This window comes from Aromatoleum toluvorans (assembly GCF_012910905.1).
Lineage (GTDB): Bacteria > Pseudomonadota > Gammaproteobacteria > Burkholderiales > Rhodocyclaceae > Aromatoleum > Aromatoleum toluvorans.
The window spans coordinates 1-19,514 of sequence record NZ_WTVN01000056.1; the positions used below are offsets into that span (position 1 = coordinate 1).

A 19,514-nucleotide genomic window follows, 5' to 3' on the forward strand; every position below is an offset into this window, starting at 1 on the left:
CCACCACCCAAACCCTCGCCCACGCCCTCGCCACCGCCTGCATGGGCAACAACCACCTCTGGCAAGACCTCGGCCTCCCCCACCGCCGAGCGCTGTCGCAACTGATGGAGGAACAATTCACCACGCTGTCCCGACGCAATACCGGCGACATGAAGTGGAAGAAGTTCCTGTACAAGCAGCTGTGCGAGCGGGAGGAGATCTTTGTGTGCAAGTCGCCGAGCTGTGGGGAGTGTTCAGATTACCAGGCGTGTTTCGGGCCGGAGGAAGGCCCGATCAAGTAGGGCGGAAAGGCGCTGCGCCATGTACGTCGATGGTTGCGCGGCGGTCGTACCCTGCACGGCACATCGCGAAGGCCGCTATACGCCGCGCGAAACGCTCACCAGAACGCCGTCAGCTGAAGGTGGGCGGCCTTGGGGCCTGCAATGACGCTGACTCGTGTGCGCTCGCGCGGGTCGGTGAAGAAGTAGCCCGACGCGATGCCGATCCCGGCGCCGGCAGCGACGTCCTTCCAGTAATGCTCGTGAGCTCGTACCCGGCTGTAGCCGACCAGCGCGGCCGCTGCGTAGGCGGGCAGCCCGTACTCCCAACCGCCGCGCGTCTGCAGGTACTGGGCGGCGGCGAAGGACGCGGCGGTGTGGCGCGAGGGAAAACTCCTGTCGTCGCGGCCATTGGGGCGGTCGGCGACGCCGGGCGCGCGGCCGCGAAGCCGGGCGCAGGCGGAGCGTCGCGCAAGGTGAGCTATGCGGTGACCGCCGACATGGCTTTCTCGGCAGGTATCCAGATCGGCGCCGGCATCTATGATGAAAAGCTGACACCGGTCGCACTCAACAGGATCGTCGAGACACTCGCCGATCCGGACAAATACCCGGCGCACTGACCCCGGAGGGGCGGTCGCGGCTCCGCGTCGCTTGCACCAAAAACAGGCGCGAATAGGCGAACACGCCCCACGCCGGGGCGGAGAGTGGCACCCGCCGCCCCAGAACGATATGAATAGGGTTATTTCCCTCTCCCGGGCCTTGGCACGCCACCTGCTAATAGGCGTTCAGCTCAGGCCAACGGCGGCTTGCAAGGGACAACGGCGTCCATTTCCATCTCTCGATCGGGGGAAGGAAATGGACGTTTTTTTTCGTCCATACGAATCACTCAAGACCCAAGGGAAAGAAACTTCATGTCTTACATCGCGCCAGCAGAGTTCGTCACCAAGATGGTGGATGCCGGGGAATCCAAGATCTTCATGTCCACGCGCGACACGATCGTCCGCGCCTACATGGCCGGCGCGATTCTGGCGATCGCTGCCGCCTTTGCGATCACCATCAACGTGCAGACCGGGCAGCCGCTGATCGGTGCCATGCTCTTTCCGGTCGGCTTCTGCATCCTGTACCTGCTGGGCTTCGACCTGCTGACCGGCGTATTCACGCTGTGCCCGCTGGCAGTGATCGACAAGCGGCCGGGCGTGACCTGGAACGGTGTGCTGCGCAACTGGGGGCTGGTCTTCATCGGCAACTTCGCCGGTGCGCTGACCGTGGCGCTGATGATGGCGATCATCTTCACCTTCGGCTTCACCGAAGCGCCCAACGTGGTCGGCCAGAAGATCGGCACGATCGGTGAAGGCCGGACGGTCGGCTACGCGGCGCATGGCGCAGCGGGGATGCTGACGCTCTTCATCCGCGGCGTGCTGTGCAACTGGATGGTGTCGACCGGCGTCGTCGGCGCGATGATGTCGACCAACGTGTCGGGCAAGGTGATCGCGATGTGGATGCCGATCATGCTGTTCTTCTACATGGGCTTCGAGCACTCGATCGTGAACATGTTCCTGTTCCCGTCGGGCCTGATGCTGGGCGGCAATTTCTCGATCTACGACTACATGGTGTGGAACGAGATCCCGACGGTGCTGGGCAACCTGCTGGGCGGCATCACCTTCGTCGGCCTGGCGCTGTACTCGACCCACGTGCGCACCGCGCCGAAGCGCGTCGCCCGCTGATCCCGACCCGGAGCGAGATGAGCTGCAAACTCGCCGTCACCGCGGGCCAGTTCTCCGACAAGGGCCGCAAGGAAATCAACCAGGATTTCCACGGCCTGTGCATTCCCGGCGAACCGCAGCTCAGCTCGAAAGGGATCGCGATCGCGCTGGCCGACGGCATCAGCAGCAGCGCGGTCGGCCACGTCGCGAGCGAGTCGGCGATCAAGAGCTTTCTCGAGGACTATTACTGCACCTCCGAGGCGTGGTCGGTGAAGACCTCGGCACGGCGCGTGCTCTCGGCGACGAACTCGTGGCTCCATGCGCAGACGCGGCAGAGCCAGTATCGCTACGACCACGACCGCGGCTATGTGTGCACGTTCAGCGCGCTGGTCATCAAGTCCGCCACGGCCCACCTCTTCCACGTCGGCGACAGCCGCATCTACCGGCTGCGCGACGGCAGGCTGGAGCCGCTGACGAATGACCACCGGCTCGTCGTCGCGGAGGACCAGAGCTACCTCAGCCGCGCGCTGGGCATCGGCGCGGAGGTCGAGATCGACTATCGGGCGCAGGAGATCGAGCCCGGTGACGTTTTCGTGCTCGCAACAGACGGAGTGTATGAACACGTCGTCCCGTCCTTCATCGTCGATACCGTGCGAAACCTCGCCGACGACCTCGACGAGGCTGCCAGACGCATCGCGCTGGAAGCCTACGCGCAGGGTAGCGGCGACAACCTGACCGTGCAGATCCTGCGCGTCGACACCCTTCCGGGCGAAGCAGCGGACGGCGTGTATCGGCAACTCGCCGAGTTGCCTGCGCCGCCGCTTCCGGAGCCGCGGATGATCTTCGACGGCTACCGGATCGTCCGCGAGCTCCACGCAAGCAGCCGCAGCCACATCTATCTGGCGGAGGACCTGGACACCGGCATGCTGGTGAGCCTGAAGATCCCTTCGATGGACCTGCGCGGCGACCCGGCCTACCTCGAACGATTCATGCTGGAGGAGTGGATCGCGCGCCGCATCGACAGTGCGCACGTACTGAAGCCTTGCGCACAAACGCGCAGGCGCAGCTATCTCTACGTCGTCACCGAATACATCGAGGGCCAGACGCTCGCGCAGTGGATGACGGACCACCCGGCGCCGGAGCTCGAAACGGTGCGCGGCATCGTCGAACAGGTCGCGAAGGGGCTGCGCGCCTTCCACCGGATGGAGATGCTCCACCAGGACCTGCGCCCGAACAACATCATGATCGACGGCACGGGCACGGTGAAGATCATCGATTTCGGCTCCACCCACGTCTCCGGGCTGGCGGAGGCGGAGCATCTGCAGCCCCGGATCCTGGGAACGGCGCAATACACCGCCCCCGAATATTTCCTTGGCGAAGCGGGCACGCCCCGCTCCGACCTCTTTTCGCTCGGCGTGATCACCTACCAGATGCTGTCCGGACGCCTGCCGTTCGGCGCCGAGGTCGCCAAATCACGGACGAAGGCCGCGCAAAGGAAGCTGACCTACGCCTCGGTGCTCGACGAGCAGCGCGAGATTCCCGCCTGGATCGACGCCGCGCTCGCCAAGGCGGTCCATCCGGATCCGTACAAGCGCTACGAGGAGCTCTCGGAGTTCGTCCACGACCTCCGCCATCCCAACAATGCGCTCCTTGGTAAAGGGCCGCCGCTGATCGAGCGCAATCCGCTGATCTTCTGGCAGGCGCTGTGCTTCGTGCTGACGATCGCGCTGATCGTGGCGCTGGGCGGGCGCACGGTCTTGAAATAGCACCTGCGGGCGGCTTGGCTGAGTCGCGGCACAAGGCCGCCGTCGGCCTCCTGTTCAATCGACATCTTCTTGCCGGAGGAAAGCCACAATTCCCAGGAAGAAAGCCAAAGCGAGAGCGATCGCCCAGAACCACTCCCAGAATCCCCAGGTCCCGCTCCAGTTCAACTCCGAGACCCGGTGCAGCAGCTTGCCGATGAAGCGTGCGCCCGACTCGCCCAGTTCTATCGGCAAATCGCCTTTGCTTGCGAGGAAGATCAAGTAGTCCATGCAGTCTCACTCGCTCGACTTCAGTCGCATCGCAAGTAGCAACATCGCCAAGACGCCGGGGAGGCTCGCGAAAGAATCGGCCCAGGGACGAAGGGCCAAGGTCAGCAGGACCGCCGGCCCGAAACAGATTGCGATGACGGGCCAGGAAAAGACGACTTTCACGCTCCCGCCGCAGTGGGGACATGCCTTGATGCGGACGGCACGACGGATGGCGCGCGAAAGAACGCTAACGGATTGATTGCAATGAGGACAGTGCATGACGTCCGACCCGACCCGGATCAGATGAGCATTATGTCATAGTCGCGGCAACGCACTACGTGGGCTCGGATTCGCGGCTCCGGGACTTGCCGAACCAATTCTTTCCCCGGATCGGGAAAATTGCCCGGCCCCGCGCGTGGACTTTGCTCATTCGGCGGTGCCGTTCCCTTGGCTAGTCTTTCCACGACGCCATCCCACGAGAACGGAGACCACGATGCCCATGCCCACTTTCTGCCGCGGCACCCTTGCCGCGGGCCTGCTCGTTGCCGTGTGCGCGACCACCGGCAGCCCGGCCTCCGCAGCCGGCCCCGGCCGCTTCTGCGGCGGCGCCGCGACGCCGGGTGACGCCGGCGATTCCACCAACGTCGTCGGCGACCTGAGCCTGGAATACGCGGTCCAGCAACCCGCCAGTATGGTGACCTGCGCCCAGGGCTATTTCCTCGAAAAATGCGGCGACCACGAGAGCGCGCACAAGATCTTCGACAAGTGCATCGCCGCCGGCTATGTCGGGGCGATGATCTGGAAGGCCCTGCTGCTCGAGGACGGCAGCGGCGTAGCGCAGGACTTGGCCAAGGCCGCCGAGCTGCTGCGCCGCGCCGCAACGAGCGGCGATCCTGCCTATGGCGCGCTCGGCAAGATGCACTACGCGACAGCGCTGTATCTGGGCCGGGGCGTGGAGAAGAACGAGGCGGAGGCCATGGAGTGGTTCCGGGCCGCGGCCGCCGAAGGCGACGAGGATGCGCAGGAGTTTCTCAGGACCGGCTATCACAGCGGCTACCGTGACGTGAAGACCGCGATGGGCGCCGGCACTCCGACCGCCACGGCCTTGGCCGGGGCCCCGGCTGGCGATAACGCGAGCCTTCCGCCGCGCATCCCGGCGCCGGTTGCCTCGCGGGAGGTCCGGGCCATCGGGCTCGTCAAGGAACCAGTGCCGGAAGCCCCGCCGCCGGGACCTCGCCGCCCCGAGGCCGCAAGCACTGCACCCGCGCCCCTCGATACCGAAGTCCAGGGCCAGAAGCTGGAACGGCGCGATCCGGCGGCGCCACCGAGAGCCCCATCCGCGTCGGTCGGCGTCGCCTTGCTTCTGCTCGCCAGCTTCCTCGCCGGCGTCTTCCGCAAGAGGCACCGGTCCCGCCGGGACCCGGCCCGCCTCCAGCCCCTCTGATCCACCCAACCGCACGGATTCGACCATGAGCGCTCATCTCGGAAACTCCCTCGACGGCCTGATGTACGGCCTCAGCCAGTTGTTCCTGATTCCCGTCCTCGTCACGATCGGCCTGCTGTTCCTCTATGCCTTCTACGCCCTGGGGGCCTTCAGCTGGCAGGCCCTGCAGCGCCGCCGCGGCCGGCCCGAGTCCTTCGAACTCCTGGCGATGCGGCGCGCGGCGCCCCACCTGAGCAGCGCCGACCTGGAGGCCGAAGCGGTCACGCGGCTGGAATTCGTCCGCATCGCGACGCGGGTCGCCCCGATGCTGGGCCTGGTGGCCACGATGATTCCCATGGGGCCCGCGCTCAAGGGGCTCGGCGAAGGCCAGTTGAGCGACGTCGCCCACAGCCTGATGGTGGCCTTCTCGGCCGTCATCCTGGCCCTCATCGCGTCGTCGATCACGTATGCCATCGCCCACGTGCGCCGCCGCTGGTACGCGAGCGAACTGATGCAGGCGGAACGCGCCGCGGAGGTCGGGCAATGAGGCTCAGGCTCCACGACGAACCCGAGGTCGACGACCCCATCCTCTCCGTCGTCAATCTGATCGACGTCTTCCTGGTGATCATCGCCGCCCTGCTGCTGTCGATCGCCAACAATCCCCTCAACCCCTTCACCGGGGACAAGCTCACCCTGATCCGCAACGCGGGCCGGGCGGACATGGAGATCGTCACCAAGGACGGGAAGACCATCCAGCGCTTCCAGTCCGGCGGCGCGACCGGCCAGGGCAAGGGGGTGAAGGCCGGCGTTGCCTACAGGATGGCGGACGGGTCGCTCGTTTACGTGCCGGATTAGGCCCTGTTTCAACCCGGGCAAATTTCCCGACGGTTTTGCGGCATGCTTCACGACCATCGACGACTCCCGCTCCGACCATGCCCGCCCCAGCCCGCCAGCGCCCCCTCGACCTCAAGCGCCACCTCCTCATCCGGGTCGCCCTCTTCGCGCTGGCGGTACTGGTCCTGGGGTCCGCGGTGGCCTTGCTCGAAGCCCGCCACCGGGTGCGCAGCGACATCCAGCGCACCGGCCTCACCATCCAGCAGCTCATCACCGACGAGATCAACCGCAACAGCACCAGTTACGACCGCAGCCTCGCCGACCTCGAGCTCGACCTGACGCCCCTGAAGCCCATCGGCGCGCTGCTCGACTTCTGCATCGGGATGACGGACATCTACTCCCACGAGGTCGGTCACCACTGCTTTGCCGGCACGACGCCGGTACCGGAACCGGTCGAGTCCTTCATGCGCTGGGTCATCGGCAGCGATGCGGTGTATCGGGGCATCGTCGGGCAGTATCCGGGGATCACGGTCGGGCAGTTGGTCGTCACGCCCAATTACGGGAGCGAAGTGCTGGAGCTCGCGAAGATGCTCGCCAACCTGCTGGCCGTGAGCCTGATGATCCTGCTGCTGAGCTTTTTCGTGTATCGCCCGGTGCGCAACGCGCTGGCGCCGTCGGAAGCCATCCTCGACACCTTGACCCGCATGCGGCAAGGCGACTTGCACGCCCGCGTGCCGGCTTTCGCCCTGATCGAGCTGGACCGGATCGGCGAGGGTTTCAACCACCTGGCGGACCGTCTCGAAAGCACCATCCAGAACCAGCAACGCCTGGCCCATCGGCTGCTGTCGGCGCGGGAGGAAGAACGCCAGCATCTCGCGCGCGAACTCCACGACGAATTCGGGCAGTACCTCGCCTCGCTGAACGCCGAGGCCGCCTTTGCGCGGGAGCTGGCCGACGAAGGGATGGCGGCGCTGCGCCCCTGCGCCGATTCGATCCGCAATACGGCCGGGCACATGATGGAAACCCTGCAGCAGATCCTCCATCGCCTGCGTCCGGTGGGGCTGGACGAATTCGGACTCGTGGCGAGCCTGGAACAGTTGATCGAGGGTTGGAACCGGCGCTGCCGGGCGACGCACTTCACGCTCGCCGTGGAGGACGCCGCGGGGGACTCTGTGGAGGACAATCTCGGCGACCTGCCGGACAACATCGCCGTCAGCGTCTACCGGATCGTCCAGGAGAGCGTCACCAACGCCGTGCGCCACGGCCAGGCGAGCCGCGTCGCGGTCAGGCTGCAGCGCACACCCGGGTCCCTGGAACTGGAGATCCGCGACGACGGCCAGGGCAGCGCCCCGCCGGAACTCGATGAAGGCGGCAAGGCGGGCGGATTCGGACTGCTGGGCATGGAAGAGCGGGTGCTCGCGCTAGGCGGCGTACTCGCAATCCGGCCGGGGCCGGAGCGCGGCACCCTCGTCAGCGTCAGCCTGCCCTTGAGCGGCCTCGAAGCGACGGCCGCGGGAGACCGATCATGATCCGCATCCTCCTCGTCGACGACCACGCCGTCGTCCGCGAAGGCTATCGCCGCCTGCTCGAACGCCGCGCCGACCTGCGCGTCGAGGCGGAAGCCGCCTCCGCGGACGAGGCGCTGCAGCGGCTGCGGGAATTCACGCCCGACCTGATCGTGCTCGACCTGTCGCTGCCCGGGATGGGGGGCATCGAACTCGCCCGGCGGATTCTCCAGCGGCAGCCCGACGCACGCATCCTCGCGTTCAGCATGCACCGGGATCCGCTCTTCGCCTCCCAGGCGATGCGCGCGGGCGCGCTGGGCTACGTCACCAAGAGCAGCAGCCCGGAGGTGCTGATCCAGGCCGTCTACAAGGTCGCGCGCGGAGAGCGGATCCTGAGTCCCGACATCGCACCGGAGATGGCCCTGACGCTGCTGCAGGAGAAGGCCAACCCGGCGAGCGAGCTGAGCCCGCGGGAATTCGAGATCCTCCGCCTGCTCCTCGACGGCCGCGGCGTCGAGGAGATCGGCAATCTCCTCAACATCAGCCCCAAGACCGTGCAGAACGGCCATTACCAGATCAAGGCCAAGCTGGGGGTGAAGACCGATATCGAGTTGGCCCGCCTGGCGATGAAGCTCAAGCTGATCGATTAGGCGGAGTCGCCGCCGGGCTCACCAGATCGCGGCCGGCGCGACGAGGCGTTCGACCGGGCGGCCTTCGATCAGGTGCTCAGTGTAGATCTCGGCGACGTCTTCCTTCCGCACGCCGCGGTAAAGCACGCCTTCCGGATAGACCAGCACGTTCGCGCCCTGGTCGCAGGGGCCGAGGCAGCCGCTGTAGGTGACGGCGACCTCGGCGAACAGGTTGCGGTTCTGCAGCTCCTGCCAGAAGGTCTGCAGCACCTCGTTCGCGCCCTTGTGCGCACAGGCGCCGCGGGGATGGCCGGCGGGGCGGTTCTGGGAACAGACGAAAACATGTTTCTGCGGTCGGGTCATGGCGGGCTCCTAGCCGAACTTGAAGAGGATGCCGTAGCCGCCGCGCGGGTACTCCCACGCGACGTTGCGGTGCTCGGTGCAGATGACGCGGCAGGTGCCGCATTCGAGGCAGCCATCGGTGATCAATGCGATCGCGCCGTTGCCCTCGGCGGTGTAGCAGCCCGCCGGGCAGCAGACGGTGCATTGCTGGCTCTTGCACTGGTGCGCGCAGACGTCCGGATCCTTGATCGCGATGTGCGGGCGGCCCGCATCGACGCGGTAGCGGTTCTGGAACAGTTTTTCCTCGATCTTGATCGCGGTGCTCATTCGAAGGCCCTCCAGAGCTTGAACGCGTCGCCCATCAGGCCGAAGAGGGAACGCTTGCGGGTGAATGTTCTGCGAATCTCGCGCTCCTTGGTCTTCTTGTCGATGCCGTCGACCTTCAGCATCGTGTGCGCGGCGCGGTTGAGGAGCTCGGGGTAGTCGGTGAAGAACTGCGGGTTGCGGTGGAAGATGCCGGGCAGCTCGCGGTACTTCTTCAGGTCCTTCATCACGAAGCTGTCGTCGAGCTTCGCGCGGTAGCGCGACAGGTTGCCCGCGGTGCAGGCCTTGCCCGCGGCGAGGACCTCGATGACGGTCTCGGCGGCGATCCGGCCGGTCGTCATCGCGAGGTTGGAGCCCTCGCGATGCACGGCATTCACGAACATCCCCGAGTCGCCGACGATCATCCAGCCCTCGCCGTAGAGCTGGGGCATCGCCTTGTAGCCGCCTTCGGGGATCAGGTGGGCGCAGTACTCCTTCATCTCGCCGCCTTCGAGCAGCGGCCGGATCGACGGGTGGGCCTTCATCTCCTCGAGGAGCTTGTAGGGCGAGCACTGCTGCGCCTTGAAGTCCGACAGCATGCAGCCGACGCCGACGGTGATCGAGTCCTTGTTGGTGTAGAGGAAGCCCGTGCCCATCATGCCCTGCGTGATCTTGCCGAACATCTCGATCACGACGCCGGCGCCGTCCGCGACGTTGAAGCGGCTCTCGACGACCTCCTCGGGCATGAAGTGGATCTCCTTCACCGCGAGCGCGACGTCGCCCGGATCGAGCTCGGGGCGGAAGCCCGCCTTGCGCGCGAGCACCGAATTGACGCCGTCGGCGAGGATCACGACGTCGGCGTAGATCGAGCCGCCTTCGCGATCGGTCCGCACGCCGACGACGCGCGGGCCGTCCATCAGCAGGTCGGTGACGGTGGTCTCGCAGATCAGCAGCGCGCCCGCCTGCTGCACCTTGCCCGAGAACCACTTGTCGAACTGCGCGCGGATGATGGTGTAGCGGTTGTAGGGCGGCTTGTTGAAGCCGTCGGAGCGGTAGTGCGTGCCGACGAAGGAGTCGTCGTCGAGCACCCACATGCGCTGCTCGATGATGTGGCGCTCGAGCGGCGCGTCGTCGCGGAAGTCCGGGATGATCCGCTCCAGCGCGTCGGCATAGAGGATCGCGCCCTGCACGTTCTTCGAGCCGGGGTATTCGCCGCGCTCGATCTGCAGCACCTTGAGCCCGGATTTCGCCAGCGTGTAGGCCGCGGCATTGCCGGAAGGGCCGGCGCCGACGACGATTGCATCGAATTTTTCAGCCATGGTCATGCTCCTCAGACGGCGATCTTCGCCAGCGCGAGTTCCTGCCGGAAGACCTCGGTCAGCGCGGGCAGGATGGTCATCGCGTTGCCGACGATGCCGTAGGTGGCGAAGTCGAAGATCGGCGCGTTGGGGTCGGTGTTGATCGCGATGATCACGTCCGAGCCCTCCATGCCGACGCGGTGCTGCACGGCCCCCGAGATGCCAGCGGCGATGTAGAGCTTGGGCCGCACGGTCTTGCCGGACTGGCCGACCTGGCGGTCGAGCTCGACCCAGCCCGCCTGCACGACGGGGCGCGACGCGCCGACTTCGCCGCCCAGCACCGCGGCGAGGTCCCGGATCAGCTGGAAGTTCTCCGGCTTCTTCATGCCGCGCCCGCCCGCGACGATGACGTCGGCGAAGGGGAGCTGCGGCTTGTCCTGGCGCGCGTCGGGGATGTAGTCGAGGACCTTGGTGACGATGTCCGTTTCCAAGAGATGCAGCGCGTGCTCGATGATCCGCCCGCTGCGCGCGGCGTCGCGGTCGGGCATCGCCATCACGCGCGGGCGCACCGTGGCCATCTGCGGCCGGTAGTTCAGCGTCAGGATCGTGCACAGCAGGCTGCCGCCGAAGGTCGGGCGCGACGCGGCGAGGCTGCGGTTGTCGGGGTCGATGCGCAGCTCCGTGCAGTCGGCGGTGAGACCCGTCTGCAAGGTCGTCGCGACGCTGCCGGCGAGGTCGCGGCCCTGCGTCGTCGCGCCGAGGAGCAGGATCTCGGGCTGGTAGGTATTCACCAGCTCGGTGAGCCCCTTCGTGAACGGCTCGTTGCGGTAGTTCGCGAGGACCGGGTCCTCGACGAGGTAACAGGCGTCGGCGCCGTGGAAGAAGGCCTCGTCGCAGAAGCGCCGCGTGCGCAGCCCGGGCGCGCCGAGCACCACGCCGCACAGCTCGACGCCGAGGGTGTCGGCGAGCTTGCGGCCTTCGCCGAGCAGCTCCCACGACACCGGATGGACCTCGCCCTGCTCGTGCTCGACGAAGACCCAGACGCCCTGGTAGGCCTTCAGGCGCTCGTCCAGCTCGTATTTTCCCTTCGCCGGTTTGCGCGCCGGCGCGCTCGCTTCACTCATGATGTTCTCCGTCCTTCGCTGCCGGCCGTCACGCCAGCTTCTTCGCCAGGCCGCCGCGCAGCTTCGCGTGCTGCGTGAACAACTTGCCCACCACGGTCAGCGCGATGTCGCGCGGCTGATCGCTTTCGGTCTCGATCATCTCGGCCTTCTGCTCCTTCGCCTTCGGCGCGAAGACCTTGCTGACCACCGTCGGCGAGCCCTTCAGGCCGATCCTGGCGACGTCCTCGATGCCCGCCTGCTCGCGGTTCCACACCCGCACTTCCGCGCGCGCGGCGCGGAACATGTTGTCCATGCTCGCGAAGCGCATCTCGTTCGTGCCTTCGAGCATCGTGATCAGGCAGGGCAGCGTCGTCTGCAGCACCTGCACGCCGCCCTCGGCGCGCCGCTGCACGCGGATCGCGCGCTGCGCGAGGTCGAGGTCGTCAACCTGCGAGACGTAGGTCAGCAGTTGCAGCTCGAGGCGCTTGGCGATGCCGGGGCCGACCTGCGCGGTGTCGCCGTCGATCGTCTGCTTGCCGCAGAAGACGAGGTCCACCGCCTCGTTCTCGCCGATCTTGCGGATCGCCGCGGCGAGCGCGTAGGACGTCGCGAGCGTGTCGGCGCCGGCGAAGGCGCGGTCGGTGACGAGGATCGCCTCGTCGGCGCCGAAGGAGACGCACTTCCGCAGCGCCGCCTCCGCCTGCGGCGGCCCCATCGTCAGCACCGTGACGCGCCCGCCGAACCTGTCCTTGAGGCGCAGCGCCTCTTCGAGCGAGAAGAGGTCGTAGGGATTGACGATCGCGGGCACCCCCTGGCGCATGATCGTGTTGGTCACCGGATGCACGCGGATCTGCGCGCTGTCGGGCACCTGCTTGATGCAGACGACGATGTGCATGGCCGCTCTCCTAGCGCCGCGACGGCAGCGTCGTGCGCAGCGCATCGAGGCCCACGCTGCGCGCGCCGCCGGCTTCCTGGAACACCTTGAAAACCTTCTCCTCGGCCGGCGTCGAGCGCACGAAGTCGTCGTAGGCGCGCGCGAGCAGGCCCTGGTAGCGCCTGTACAGCTCGGTGTCGTCGGCCGCCGCGAGGCCCTTCTCCTGGCGCAGGTACTGGTAGAAGCGCTTGAGGATGTGCAGCCGGTTCACATTCACGACGGCCTGCTGGTAGGGCACGGCGAAGAAGTCGAGGAACTCCTCGGCGGCCGACAGGCGCGACAGGTGCTCGGTGAGCGTGCTCATGATTTGTCTCCTGCGGGTTGAGCGGCGCGGCGCGCAAGCGGCGCCACGGTTAAGGGGCCTGCGGTGACGGGCTGGGCGCAGAACTCGTCCGGCGCACAGCCCTGGCAGCTCGCGGCCGGGGTGTCGGCGCCCGCGCCGGCGAGCTGGCGCTCGAGTTCGGCGATGCGGTCGAGCAGGCAGGCGATGGCCTTGCCGACCGGGTCGGGCATCAGGTGATGATCGAGATCGATGCCCTGCGCGGTGATGCGCCGGCGGTTCTTCGGCAGCACGGTGCGGCCCGGGATGCCGACGACGGTCATGCCGGCGGCGACGTCCTCGATCACGACCGAGTTCGCCGCGACGCGCGCGTTGTCGCCGAGCGTGATCGCGCCGAGGATCTTCGCCCCGGCGCCGACGACGACGCCGCTACCGAGCGTCGGATGGCGCTTGCCGGGGTGCCACGAGGTGCCGCCGAGGGTGACGCCGTGATACAGCGTGACGTCGTCGCCGATCTCCGCCGTCTCGCCGATCACGACGCCACAGCCGTGATCGATGAAGAAACGCCGGCCGATCTTCGCCCCGGGGTGGATGTCGGCCTGCGTGAACATCCGCGCGAGATGGCTCAGCAGGCGTGCCGGGTAGCGCAGCCCGCGCCGCCACAGCGCGTGTGCGACGCGGTGCGCCGCCAGCGCATGCACGCCGGGATAGATCGTCAGCACTTCGAGCCGGTTGCGCGCGGCCGGATCGCGCGCGAAGACGCAGGCGACGTCCTCGCGCAGCAGCGCCAGCAGTCCCGGCCGGGGTGCGGCGACCGACGCGAGCGCCGGGCAGTCGGAGAGCGCGCTCATGCGCGGCCTCCGTCCGGTTCGCCGCGGCCATCGCGTCGTGTGGTGTTCTTGAAGCTGCGGGCCATGATCTGCCTCGTTGCCGGTGGTTGTCCCGACACTCATTCAGCAAATCACGTGCCACGAAAATTATTGTTTATTTTCCAGCACTTGACGCAATCTCCGTTTTCGTGATGCAACGCACAGATCATGCATTGTGCGGTTTGTCGGGATTGCAGGATGGGTGGGGCGAAACCTGGGTGGATGCGGCGGACCGCCTTGATGACAAAAGGCACACATCAGCGTAGCATCGTCAGCATGAAACCATTCCGCTGGAGTCCGGAGAAGAACGAGGTCCTCAGATCCGACCGGGGCATTTCATTCGAAAGGATCGTCGTCGCCATCGAGTCGGGCGGATTGATCGACATTCTGGCGCACCCGAATCAGGCGAAGTACCCGAGGCAACAGGTCCTCGTTGTCGCCTGCGACGACTATGCGTACTTGGTACCGTTCGTCGAGGAAGAGGATTATTTCTTTCTGAAGACCGTCATTCCGAGTCGCAAGGCGACGCGGGATTATCTAAAGCAAGGTGAATCAGATGCCGAGAATTGACGCTGAAGAATTTGAAATTCTCGATGCCTACGAGAAGGGGCAGTTGAAGTCCGTCGCAACCAAGGCGGAAATCGCGAAATTCAAGGCCGCCGCGCGGGCGACCGCGATCAAGGATCGCCGGGTCAATATCCGCCTGTCTTCCGGCGACCTGAACGACATTCAGGTCAAGGCGCTCGAGGAGGGGATTCCGTACCAGACCCTTATCGCGAGCGTGCTGCACAAGTACGTTACCGGCCGCTTGACCGAGCCCGAAACGGTCGCGAAGCCAGCGGGTAGGACCACCGCAAAGCCGCGGCCCCCGAAGCACGGCTGAAACGAGCGCAGTTCGTAGGGCGCATCAGGCGATAGCCGTAATGCGCCGAATGCAACCCCATCCGGCGCAATGCGCTTCGCTTGTTGCGCCCTACCTGACCTACCCCGCCTCCCGCGCCAGATTCCGCGTATACCGCGGCAGCTCGACGACAAGGTCCTCGCCGCGGATCACGACCTGGCATGCCAGCCGCGACGTCGCCTGGAGCCCCCACGCGCGGTCGAGCTGGTCTTCCTCGTCGGACGAGGCCGGCGCGAGCGACGCGAAGCCCTCGCGGATCACGACGTGGCAGGTCGCGCACGCGCAGGCCTTCTCGCACGCATGCTCCAGCGCGACGCCCTGCCTGAGCAGCGCGTCGCACAGGAAGGCGCCGGACTTCGCCTCGAAGACCGCGCCTTCGGGGCTCAGGATCGCGTGGGGGAGCAGCGTGATGCGCGGCATGGCGGGGCCTCGCGTTCAGACGAGTTGTTCGAGCTGGTCGAGCCGGTGGCCGGACAGCGCCCGCTGGACACCCGCGTTCATGCGCCGGGCGGCGAAGTCGGTCGTCGCACGGTTGAGCGCGTCCGTCGCGCTACGCAGCGCGGCGAGGCTGTCCGCGTCATGTACTTCGAGCAACTCGCCGAGCGCGTACAGCGCACGCGCGATCGCCGCGCGTTCGGGCGGCGCGAGGAGCGCGTCGCCATCCTCGGCGAGCGCAACTTCCGTCGCATCCAGCAGGCGGCGCGCCTCGACCTGCGCTTCGCGCACCATGCGCAGCCGCAGGTCCTCTTCGGCGCGCGTCTGCGAATCCTCGAGCATGCCCGCGATCTGTGCGTCGGTGAGGCCGTAGGACGGCTTCACGACGACCGAGGCCTCGACGCCGCGGCTCTGCTCGCGCGCCGACACCGACAACAGGCCGTCGGCATCGACCTGGAAGGTCACGCGGATGCGCGCCGCACCCGCGACCATCGGCGGGATGCCGTGCAGCTCGATCTGCGCGAGCGAGCGGCAGTCGGAGACCAGCTCGCGCTCGCCCTGTAGCACGTGGATCGCCATCGCCGTCTGGCCGTCCTTGAAGGTCGTGAATTCCTGCGCGCGCGCGACCGGCAGCGTCGCATTGCGCGGAATGATCTTCTCCATCAGCCCGCCCATCGTCTCCAGCCCCAGGGACAGCGGGATCACGTCGAGCAGCAGCCAGTCGTCCTCGGCGCGGTTGCCGGCGAGCACGTTGGCCTGCATCGCCGCGCCGAGCGCGACGACCTGATCGGGGTCGAGGTTTGTCAGCGGCTCGCGGCCGAAGCACTTCGCCACCGCCGCGCGCACCTGCGGCATCCGTGTCGCGCCGCCGACGAGCACGACGCCGCGGATGTCGTCCGCCGCGAGGCCCGCATCGCGCAGCGCCCGGCGGGCGGGCTTGAGCGTGCGCTCGACGAGATCCTGCGTGATCGCGACCATGGTCTCGCGCGACAGGATCAGGTCGACCGGGTCATCCACCCCCATCGGCACGCAGATCACGGCGCGCTCCGCGGAGGACAGCGCCTCCTTCGCGACGCGGCAGCGCGCGCGCAGCGTCTGCAGGTCCTGCGGCGACGGTTGGCCGAGACCGACCTCGGCGCGCGCCCACGCGACGACGCGCTGGTCGAAGTCGTCGCCGCCGAGCGCCGCGTCGCCGCCGGTCGCGAGCACCTCGAAGACGCCGCGCGAGAGCTTCAGGATCGAGATGTCGAAGGTGCCGCCGCCGAGGTCGTACACCGCGTAGACGCCCTCGGCGCCGTTATCGAGGCCGTAGGCGATCGCCGCGGCGGTCGGCTCGTTGAGCAGCCGCAGCACGTCGAGCCCGGCGAGCCGTGCGGCGTCCTTCGTCGCCTGGCGCTGGGCGTCGTCGAAGTAGGCCGGCACCGTGATCACCGCGCCGACCAGCGCCCCGCCCAGGCTCGCCTCGGCGCGGAGGCGCAGTTCGCGCAGCACCTCGGCGCCGATCTCGACCGGGCTCTTCGCGCCGGCGACGGTGTCGACCCGCAGCATGCCCGGCGCATCGACGAGCCGGTAGGGCACGCTCTGCCCGCCACGCTCGACGTCCGCCAGCCCCCGCCCCATCAGGCGCTTCGCCGACGACACGGTGTTCAGCGGATCCTCGCTCTGGCGCGCCTGCGCGTCATGGCCGGTGGTGACCGCGCCGTCGGCGTGGAAGCGCACGACCGAAGGCAGCAGCATGCGCCCTGCCGCATCCGGGATCACCGCGGCGCTGCCGCTGATCACGCTCGCGACGAGCGAATTGGTCGTTCCGAGATCGATGCCGACCGCCAGCCGGTGCTGGTGCGGCGCCGCGGAGCGGCCGGGTTCGCTGATCTGCAGGAGGGCCATGGTTCGATATCCTTCATCAGACAGTGAAGCTTTCGCCGCAGCCGCACTGATCCTTGACGTTCGGGTTGTGGAACTTGAAGCCTTCGTTGAGCCCCTCGCGGACGAAGTCGAGCTCGGTGCCGTCGAGATAGACGTGGCTCTTGCGGTCGACCAGCACCGTGACGCCGTGGCTCTCGAACCTGAGGTCATCGGCATCCTCCTCGTCGACGAACTCCAGCGCGTAGGCCATGCCCGAACAGCCGCTGGTCTTCACCGCGAGGCGCAGGCCGACGCCCTTGCCGCGCTTGGCGAGGAAGGCGTTGACGCGGCGGGCGGCGGTTTCGCTCAATGTGACGGCCATGATCGGCTCCTCAGACGGAGAAGGAACTGCCGCATCCGCAGGTGGACGTGGCGTTGGGGTTCTTGATCACGAAGCGCGAGCCTTCGAGGCCGTCCTCGTAGTCGATCTCGGCGCCCGCGAGGTACTGGAAGCTCATCGCATCGACGACGAGCTGCACGCCGCGCCGCTCGACTGCGACGTCGTCCTCGGCGACCGCCTCGTCGAACGCGAAACCGTACTGGAAGCCCGAACAGCCGCCGCCGGAGACGAAGATGCGCAGCTTCAGGCCGGGGTTGCCCTCCTCGTCGATCAGCTCGCGCACCTTGTCGGCGGCGGCGTCGCTGAAGACGAAGGGCAGCTCGTCGGAGGCCGGTGCGGCCAGCGTCGCGCAGGTAGCGCCGGACGAGGGTTTGCAGGTGGAAGTCGGGGTGGCGCAGGTGGACATGGGGCTCTCCTTGGTGCGACAGGCGGGTGGGGTCAGGCGGCGGCGGGTTCGCAGGCCGTGTATTCGCTGTTGGTTGCAGACTCGGGAGAGGCCTGCTTCGCGCGGTAATCCGCCACCGCCGCCTTGATCGCGTCCTCGGCGAGGATCGAGCAGTGGATCTTCACCGGCGGCAGCGCGAGCTCCTCGGCGATCGCGGTGTTCTTGATCGCGAGCGCCTCGTCGAGCGTCTTGCCCTTGACCCATTCGGTCACGAGCGAGCTCGACGCGATCGCCGAGCCGCAGCCATAGGTCTTGAACTTCGCGTCCTCGATCACGCCGTCCCTGCCGACCCGGATCTGCAGCTTCATCACGTCGCCGCAGGCCGGTGCGCCGACCATGCCGGTGCCGACCCCTTCGGCAGCCGCGTCGAGCGAGCCGACGTTGCGCGGGTTTTCATAGTGGTCCAGGACCTTTTCGCTGTATGCCATGATTGATCTCCTGATGCGTCGGCGATTGATGAGCGGGCGATCAGTGGGCCGCCCACTGCACGGCATCGAGGTCGATGCCGGCCTTGTACATGTCCCACAGCGGCGAGAGTTCGCGCAGCCTGGCGACCTTGTCGCGGATCAGGCGGATCGCGAAATCCACGTCCTTGATGGTCGTGAAGCGCCCGATGCTGAAGCGGATCGAGCTGTGCGCGAGCTCGTCGGACAGCCCCAGTGCGCGCAGCACGTAGGAGGGCTCGAGGCTCGCCGAGGTGCAGGCCGAACCGCTGGAGACCGCGATCTCCTTGATCGCCATCAGCAGCGATTCGCCTTCGACGTAGTTGAAGCTGACGTTGAGGTTGTGCGCGACGCGCCGCTCGAGGTCGCCGTTCACCACCACCGCCTCCATGTCGGCGAAGCCCGCGAGCAGGCGGTCGCGCAGCATGCGGATGCGCTCGGTCTCGGCGCCCATCGTCTCGCGCGCGACGCGGAAGGCCTCGCCCATGCCGACGATCTGGTGCGTCGCGAGCGTGCCCGAGCGGAAGCCGCGCTCGTGGCCGCCGCCGTGCATCTCCGCCTCCAGGCGCACGCGCGGCTTGCGGCGCACGTACAGCGCGCCGACGCCCTTGGGGCCGTAGGTCTTGTGCGCCGAGAAGCTCATCAGGTCGACCTTCAGCCGCGAGAGGTCGATATCGACCTTGCCCGTCGCCTGCGCCGCATCGACGTGCAGCAGCACGCCGCGCGCGCGGCAGATCTCGCCCAGTTCGGCGATCGGCTGGATCACGCCGATCTCGTTGTTCACGAACATCACGGACGCGAGGATCGTGTCCGGGCGCAGCGCCGCGCGGAAGGCGTCGAGGTCGACGAGGCCGTTCGGCAGCACGTCGAGGTAGCTCACCGAACAGCCTTGGCGCTCGAGCTCGCGCATCGTGTCGAGCACCGCCTTGTGCTCGGTCTTCACGGTGACCAGGTGCCTGCCCTTGCCCGAATGGAAGCGGGCGACGCCCTTGATCGCAAGGTTGTTCGATTCGGTCGCGCCCGAGGTCCAGACGATCTCGCGCGGGTCCGCGCCGACCAGCGCGGCGACCTCTTCGCGCGCCGCCTCGACTGCCTTCTCGGCATCCCAGCCGTAGGCGTGCGAGCGGCTCGCGGGGTTGCCGAAGAACTCCGTCAGGTACGGAATCATCCTTTCGGCCACGCGCGGGTCGACCGGCGTGGTGGCGGAGTAATCCAGATAAATCGGCGTTCGGCTCATCCTTGGCTCCGGTAGGGAGTGCTGTCGTCGAAACAGCTTTCGCCTACCTTTCCGCAAGGACCGTACCAATCCGCTCCACCCCTCCTAAGGGCCTGTATCGGCGGCGTTTGTCGCCTTCGTGACACCACCGCCCGATCCCGCGTTTTGTCCCGTTTGTCGGGTTTGGACCACTCGGCGTTGTGCAACGCAATCGAGTAGGGGACGGGGTCACCCCCGTCGCCCTCTCACACCACCGTACATGCGGTTCCGCATACGGCGGTTCATGAAAGACACTGGAGTCGTCGCGTCGTATCGAGCAGCGACACCAGACCCATAC

The 19,514-nt window shown here is 67.2% G+C and carries 25 protein-coding genes; 10 read left to right on the forward strand and 15 right to left on the reverse strand.

Annotated features, from left to right (window positions below; translation table 11 throughout):
• The coding region (locus GPA22_RS21230; protein ID WP_211169283.1) for a nitrogen fixation protein NifQ at positions 1-281 on the forward strand (281 nt) is incomplete at its 5' end.
• A gap of 95 nt (positions 282-376) precedes the next feature.
• On the opposite strand, the gene GPA22_RS22995 is transcribed toward GPA22_RS21230, so the two are convergent.
• Positions 377-874: a phosphatase PAP2 family protein gene (locus GPA22_RS22995; RefSeq protein WP_211169284.1), complete on the reverse strand. Its 498-nt coding sequence runs from the start codon at positions 872-874 to the stop codon at positions 377-379.
• Positions 875-1,168: 294 nt separating this feature from the next.
• On the opposite strand from GPA22_RS22995, the gene GPA22_RS21240 reads away from it, so the two are divergent.
• Both GPA22_RS21240 and GPA22_RS21245 read left to right on the forward strand, forming a co-directional pair.
• Positions 1,169-1,981: a formate/nitrite transporter family protein gene (locus GPA22_RS21240; RefSeq protein ID WP_169258070.1), complete on the forward strand. Its 813-nt coding sequence runs from the start codon at positions 1,169-1,171 to the stop codon at positions 1,979-1,981.
• Between the two features lie 17 nt (positions 1,982-1,998).
• Positions 1,999-3,726: a bifunctional protein-serine/threonine kinase/phosphatase gene (locus GPA22_RS21245; RefSeq protein ID WP_169258071.1), complete on the forward strand. Its 1,728-nt coding sequence runs from the start codon at positions 1,999-2,001 to the stop codon at positions 3,724-3,726.
• 54 nt (positions 3,727-3,780) lie between these two features.
• On the opposite strand, the gene GPA22_RS21250 is transcribed toward GPA22_RS21245, so the two are convergent.
• Positions 3,781-3,993, reverse strand: a complete 213-nt coding sequence (locus tag GPA22_RS21250; RefSeq protein ID WP_169258072.1) for a hypothetical protein — start codon at positions 3,991-3,993, stop codon at positions 3,781-3,783.
• 472 nt (positions 3,994-4,465) lie between these two features.
• Between GPA22_RS21250 and GPA22_RS21255 the strand changes: the two genes are divergently transcribed.
• From GPA22_RS21255 to GPA22_RS21275, 5 genes are all read left to right on the forward strand, one after another.
• The gene (locus GPA22_RS21255; RefSeq protein WP_169258073.1) at positions 4,466-5,416 is read left to right on the forward strand and encodes a tetratricopeptide repeat protein; all 951 of its coding nucleotides are present in this window, start codon (positions 4,466-4,468) and stop codon (positions 5,414-5,416) included.
• Positions 5,417-5,441: 25 nt separating this feature from the next.
• Complete coding sequence (locus GPA22_RS21260) at positions 5,442-5,942, forward strand: MotA/TolQ/ExbB proton channel family protein (protein WP_169258074.1); 501 nt, start codon at positions 5,442-5,444, stop codon at positions 5,940-5,942.
• Positions 5,939-6,250 carry a DUF2149 domain-containing protein gene (locus tag GPA22_RS21265; protein ID WP_169258075.1) on the forward strand — a complete coding sequence of 104 codons (312 nt, stop codon included), beginning with the start codon at positions 5,939-5,941 and terminating at the stop codon, positions 6,248-6,250. Before GPA22_RS21260 ends, GPA22_RS21265 begins: the two co-directional genes overlap by 4 nt.
• A 77-nt stretch (positions 6,251-6,327) precedes the next feature.
• Positions 6,328-7,758 (forward strand): sensor histidine kinase, encoded by a 1,431-nt coding sequence (locus GPA22_RS21270; RefSeq protein ID WP_169258076.1) that lies wholly within the window; start codon positions 6,328-6,330, stop codon positions 7,756-7,758.
• Positions 7,755-8,384, forward strand: coding sequence for a response regulator (locus GPA22_RS21275; protein ID WP_169258077.1), 630 nt, complete (start codon positions 7,755-7,757; stop codon positions 8,382-8,384). The genes GPA22_RS21270 and GPA22_RS21275 overlap by 4 nt, the downstream gene beginning before the upstream one ends.
• Positions 8,385-8,402: 18 nt before the next feature.
• On the opposite strand, the gene GPA22_RS21280 is transcribed toward GPA22_RS21275, so the two are convergent.
• The 7 genes from GPA22_RS21280 to cysE are packed head-to-tail and all read right to left on the reverse strand — an operon-like array spanning position 8,403 to position 13,474.
• Entirely contained in the window at positions 8,403-8,726 is a 324-nt protein-coding gene (locus GPA22_RS21280; protein WP_169258078.1) for a (2Fe-2S) ferredoxin domain-containing protein, read from the reverse strand.
• A 9-nt stretch (positions 8,727-8,735) separates the two neighbouring features.
• Positions 8,736-9,032, reverse strand: coding sequence for a ferredoxin family protein (locus GPA22_RS21285; RefSeq protein ID WP_169258079.1), 297 nt, complete (start codon positions 9,030-9,032; stop codon positions 8,736-8,738).
• Positions 9,029-10,327: an FAD-dependent oxidoreductase gene (locus GPA22_RS21290; protein WP_169258080.1), complete on the reverse strand. Its 1,299-nt coding sequence runs from the start codon at positions 10,325-10,327 to the stop codon at positions 9,029-9,031. The genes GPA22_RS21285 and GPA22_RS21290 overlap by 4 nt, the downstream gene beginning before the upstream one ends.
• Before the next feature lie 11 nt (positions 10,328-10,338).
• Positions 10,339-11,430 carry an electron transfer flavoprotein subunit alpha/FixB family protein gene (locus GPA22_RS21295; protein WP_169258081.1) on the reverse strand — a complete coding sequence of 364 codons (1,092 nt, stop codon included), beginning with the start codon at positions 11,428-11,430 and terminating at the stop codon, positions 10,339-10,341.
• Between the two features lie 28 nt (positions 11,431-11,458).
• Positions 11,459-12,304 carry an electron transfer flavoprotein subunit beta/FixA family protein gene (locus GPA22_RS21300; protein ID WP_169258082.1) on the reverse strand — a complete coding sequence of 282 codons (846 nt, stop codon included), beginning with the start codon at positions 12,302-12,304 and terminating at the stop codon, positions 11,459-11,461.
• A 10-nt stretch (positions 12,305-12,314) separates the two neighbouring features.
• Positions 12,315-12,647: a nitrogenase stabilizing/protective protein NifW gene (gene nifW, locus GPA22_RS21305; RefSeq protein WP_169258083.1), complete on the reverse strand. Its 333-nt coding sequence runs from the start codon at positions 12,645-12,647 to the stop codon at positions 12,315-12,317.
• Entirely contained in the window at positions 12,644-13,474 is an 831-nt protein-coding gene (gene cysE / locus GPA22_RS21310; RefSeq protein ID WP_169258084.1) for a serine O-acetyltransferase, read from the reverse strand. Before cysE ends, nifW begins: the two co-directional genes overlap by 4 nt.
• A gap of 294 nt (positions 13,475-13,768) precedes the next feature.
• Here cysE and GPA22_RS21315 point away from each other — a divergent pair, with 294 nt between their 5' ends.
• Positions 13,769-14,062 carry a toxin gene (locus tag GPA22_RS21315; RefSeq protein ID WP_169258085.1) on the forward strand — a complete coding sequence of 98 codons (294 nt, stop codon included), beginning with the start codon at positions 13,769-13,771 and terminating at the stop codon, positions 14,060-14,062.
• Positions 14,049-14,375 (forward strand): hypothetical protein, encoded by a 327-nt coding sequence (locus tag GPA22_RS21320; RefSeq protein WP_169258086.1) that lies wholly within the window; start codon positions 14,049-14,051, stop codon positions 14,373-14,375. The genes GPA22_RS21315 and GPA22_RS21320 overlap by 14 nt, the downstream gene beginning before the upstream one ends.
• A 99-nt stretch (positions 14,376-14,474) precedes the next feature.
• Here GPA22_RS21320 and fdx read toward each other — a convergent pair whose 3' ends face one another.
• Genes fdx through GPA22_RS21350 form a run of 6 tightly spaced genes read right to left on the reverse strand, consistent with a single transcriptional unit; the run spans position 14,475 to position 19,198 of the window.
• Entirely contained in the window at positions 14,475-14,813 is a 339-nt protein-coding gene (gene fdx / locus GPA22_RS21325) for an ISC system 2Fe-2S type ferredoxin (RefSeq protein WP_169258087.1), read from the reverse strand.
• Positions 14,814-14,828: 15 nt separating this feature from the next.
• Positions 14,829-16,715 carry a Fe-S protein assembly chaperone HscA gene (gene hscA, locus GPA22_RS21330; RefSeq protein ID WP_169258088.1) on the reverse strand — a complete coding sequence of 629 codons (1,887 nt, stop codon included), beginning with the start codon at positions 16,713-16,715 and terminating at the stop codon, positions 14,829-14,831.
• A gap of 16 nt (positions 16,716-16,731) precedes the next feature.
• Positions 16,732-17,055 carry an iron-sulfur cluster assembly protein IscA gene (gene iscA, locus GPA22_RS21335; RefSeq protein WP_169258089.1) on the reverse strand — a complete coding sequence of 108 codons (324 nt, stop codon included), beginning with the start codon at positions 17,053-17,055 and terminating at the stop codon, positions 16,732-16,734.
• Positions 17,056-17,065: 10 nt separating this feature from the next.
• Positions 17,066-17,479 (reverse strand): iron-sulfur cluster insertion protein ErpA, encoded by a 414-nt coding sequence (gene erpA / locus GPA22_RS21340; RefSeq protein WP_246264607.1) that lies wholly within the window; start codon positions 17,477-17,479, stop codon positions 17,066-17,068.
• A 32-nt stretch (positions 17,480-17,511) separates the two neighbouring features.
• A complete protein-coding gene (gene iscU / locus GPA22_RS21345) occupies positions 17,512-17,946 on the reverse strand; it encodes a Fe-S cluster assembly scaffold IscU (protein ID WP_169258090.1) in 435 nt (144 codons plus the stop codon).
• A 40-nt stretch (positions 17,947-17,986) separates the two neighbouring features.
• Positions 17,987-19,198: an IscS subfamily cysteine desulfurase gene (locus GPA22_RS21350; protein WP_169258091.1), complete on the reverse strand. Its 1,212-nt coding sequence runs from the start codon at positions 19,196-19,198 to the stop codon at positions 17,987-17,989.
• Positions 19,199-19,514: the final 316 nt, after the last annotated feature.

What these genes read in the sequence shown, in the direction of transcription:
- GPA22_RS21240 (WP_169258070.1), top strand. Translation starts at nt 1,169, where the DNA reads ATGTCTTACATCGCGCCAGCAGAGTTCGTCACCAAGATGGTGGATGCC.
- GPA22_RS21245 (WP_169258071.1), top strand. Translation starts at nt 1,999, where the DNA reads ATGAGCTGCAAACTCGCCGTCACCGCGGGCCAGTTCTCCGACAAGGGC.
- GPA22_RS21250 (WP_169258072.1), bottom strand. Translation starts at nt 3,993, where the DNA reads ATGGACTACTTGATCTTCCTCGCAAGCAAAGGCGATTTGCCGATAGAA.
- GPA22_RS21255 (WP_169258073.1), top strand. Translation starts at nt 4,466, where the DNA reads ATGCCCATGCCCACTTTCTGCCGCGGCACCCTTGCCGCGGGCCTGCTC.
- GPA22_RS21260 (WP_169258074.1), top strand. Translation starts at nt 5,442, where the DNA reads ATGAGCGCTCATCTCGGAAACTCCCTCGACGGCCTGATGTACGGCCTC.
- GPA22_RS21265 (WP_169258075.1), top strand. Translation starts at nt 5,939, where the DNA reads ATGAGGCTCAGGCTCCACGACGAACCCGAGGTCGACGACCCCATCCTC.
- GPA22_RS21270 (WP_169258076.1), top strand. Translation starts at nt 6,328, where the DNA reads ATGCCCGCCCCAGCCCGCCAGCGCCCCCTCGACCTCAAGCGCCACCTC.
- GPA22_RS21275 (WP_169258077.1), top strand. Translation starts at nt 7,755, where the DNA reads ATGATCCGCATCCTCCTCGTCGACGACCACGCCGTCGTCCGCGAAGGC.
- GPA22_RS21280 (WP_169258078.1), bottom strand. Translation starts at nt 8,726, where the DNA reads ATGACCCGACCGCAGAAACATGTTTTCGTCTGTTCCCAGAACCGCCCC.
- GPA22_RS21285 (WP_169258079.1), bottom strand. Translation starts at nt 9,032, where the DNA reads ATGAGCACCGCGATCAAGATCGAGGAAAAACTGTTCCAGAACCGCTAC.
- GPA22_RS21290 (WP_169258080.1), bottom strand. Translation starts at nt 10,327, where the DNA reads ATGGCTGAAAAATTCGATGCAATCGTCGTCGGCGCCGGCCCTTCCGGC.
- GPA22_RS21295 (WP_169258081.1), bottom strand. Translation starts at nt 11,430, where the DNA reads ATGAGTGAAGCGAGCGCGCCGGCGCGCAAACCGGCGAAGGGAAAATAC.
- GPA22_RS21300 (WP_169258082.1), bottom strand. Translation starts at nt 12,304, where the DNA reads ATGCACATCGTCGTCTGCATCAAGCAGGTGCCCGACAGCGCGCAGATC.
- nifW (WP_169258083.1), bottom strand. Translation starts at nt 12,647, where the DNA reads ATGAGCACGCTCACCGAGCACCTGTCGCGCCTGTCGGCCGCCGAGGAG.
- cysE (WP_169258084.1), bottom strand. Translation starts at nt 13,474, where the DNA reads ATGAGCGCGCTCTCCGACTGCCCGGCGCTCGCGTCGGTCGCCGCACCC.
- GPA22_RS21315 (WP_169258085.1), top strand. Translation starts at nt 13,769, where the DNA reads ATGAAACCATTCCGCTGGAGTCCGGAGAAGAACGAGGTCCTCAGATCC.
- GPA22_RS21320 (WP_169258086.1), top strand. Translation starts at nt 14,049, where the DNA reads ATGCCGAGAATTGACGCTGAAGAATTTGAAATTCTCGATGCCTACGAG.
- fdx (WP_169258087.1), bottom strand. Translation starts at nt 14,813, where the DNA reads ATGCCGCGCATCACGCTGCTCCCCCACGCGATCCTGAGCCCCGAAGGC.
- hscA (WP_169258088.1), bottom strand. Translation starts at nt 16,715, where the DNA reads ATGGCCCTCCTGCAGATCAGCGAACCCGGCCGCTCCGCGGCGCCGCAC.
- iscA (WP_169258089.1), bottom strand. Translation starts at nt 17,055, where the DNA reads ATGGCCGTCACATTGAGCGAAACCGCCGCCCGCCGCGTCAACGCCTTC.
- erpA (WP_246264607.1), bottom strand. Translation starts at nt 17,479, where the DNA reads ATGTCCACCTGCGCCACCCCGACTTCCACCTGCAAACCCTCGTCCGGC.
- iscU (WP_169258090.1), bottom strand. Translation starts at nt 17,946, where the DNA reads ATGGCATACAGCGAAAAGGTCCTGGACCACTATGAAAACCCGCGCAAC.
- GPA22_RS21350 (WP_169258091.1), bottom strand. Translation starts at nt 19,198, where the DNA reads ATGAGCCGAACGCCGATTTATCTGGATTACTCCGCCACCACGCCGGTC.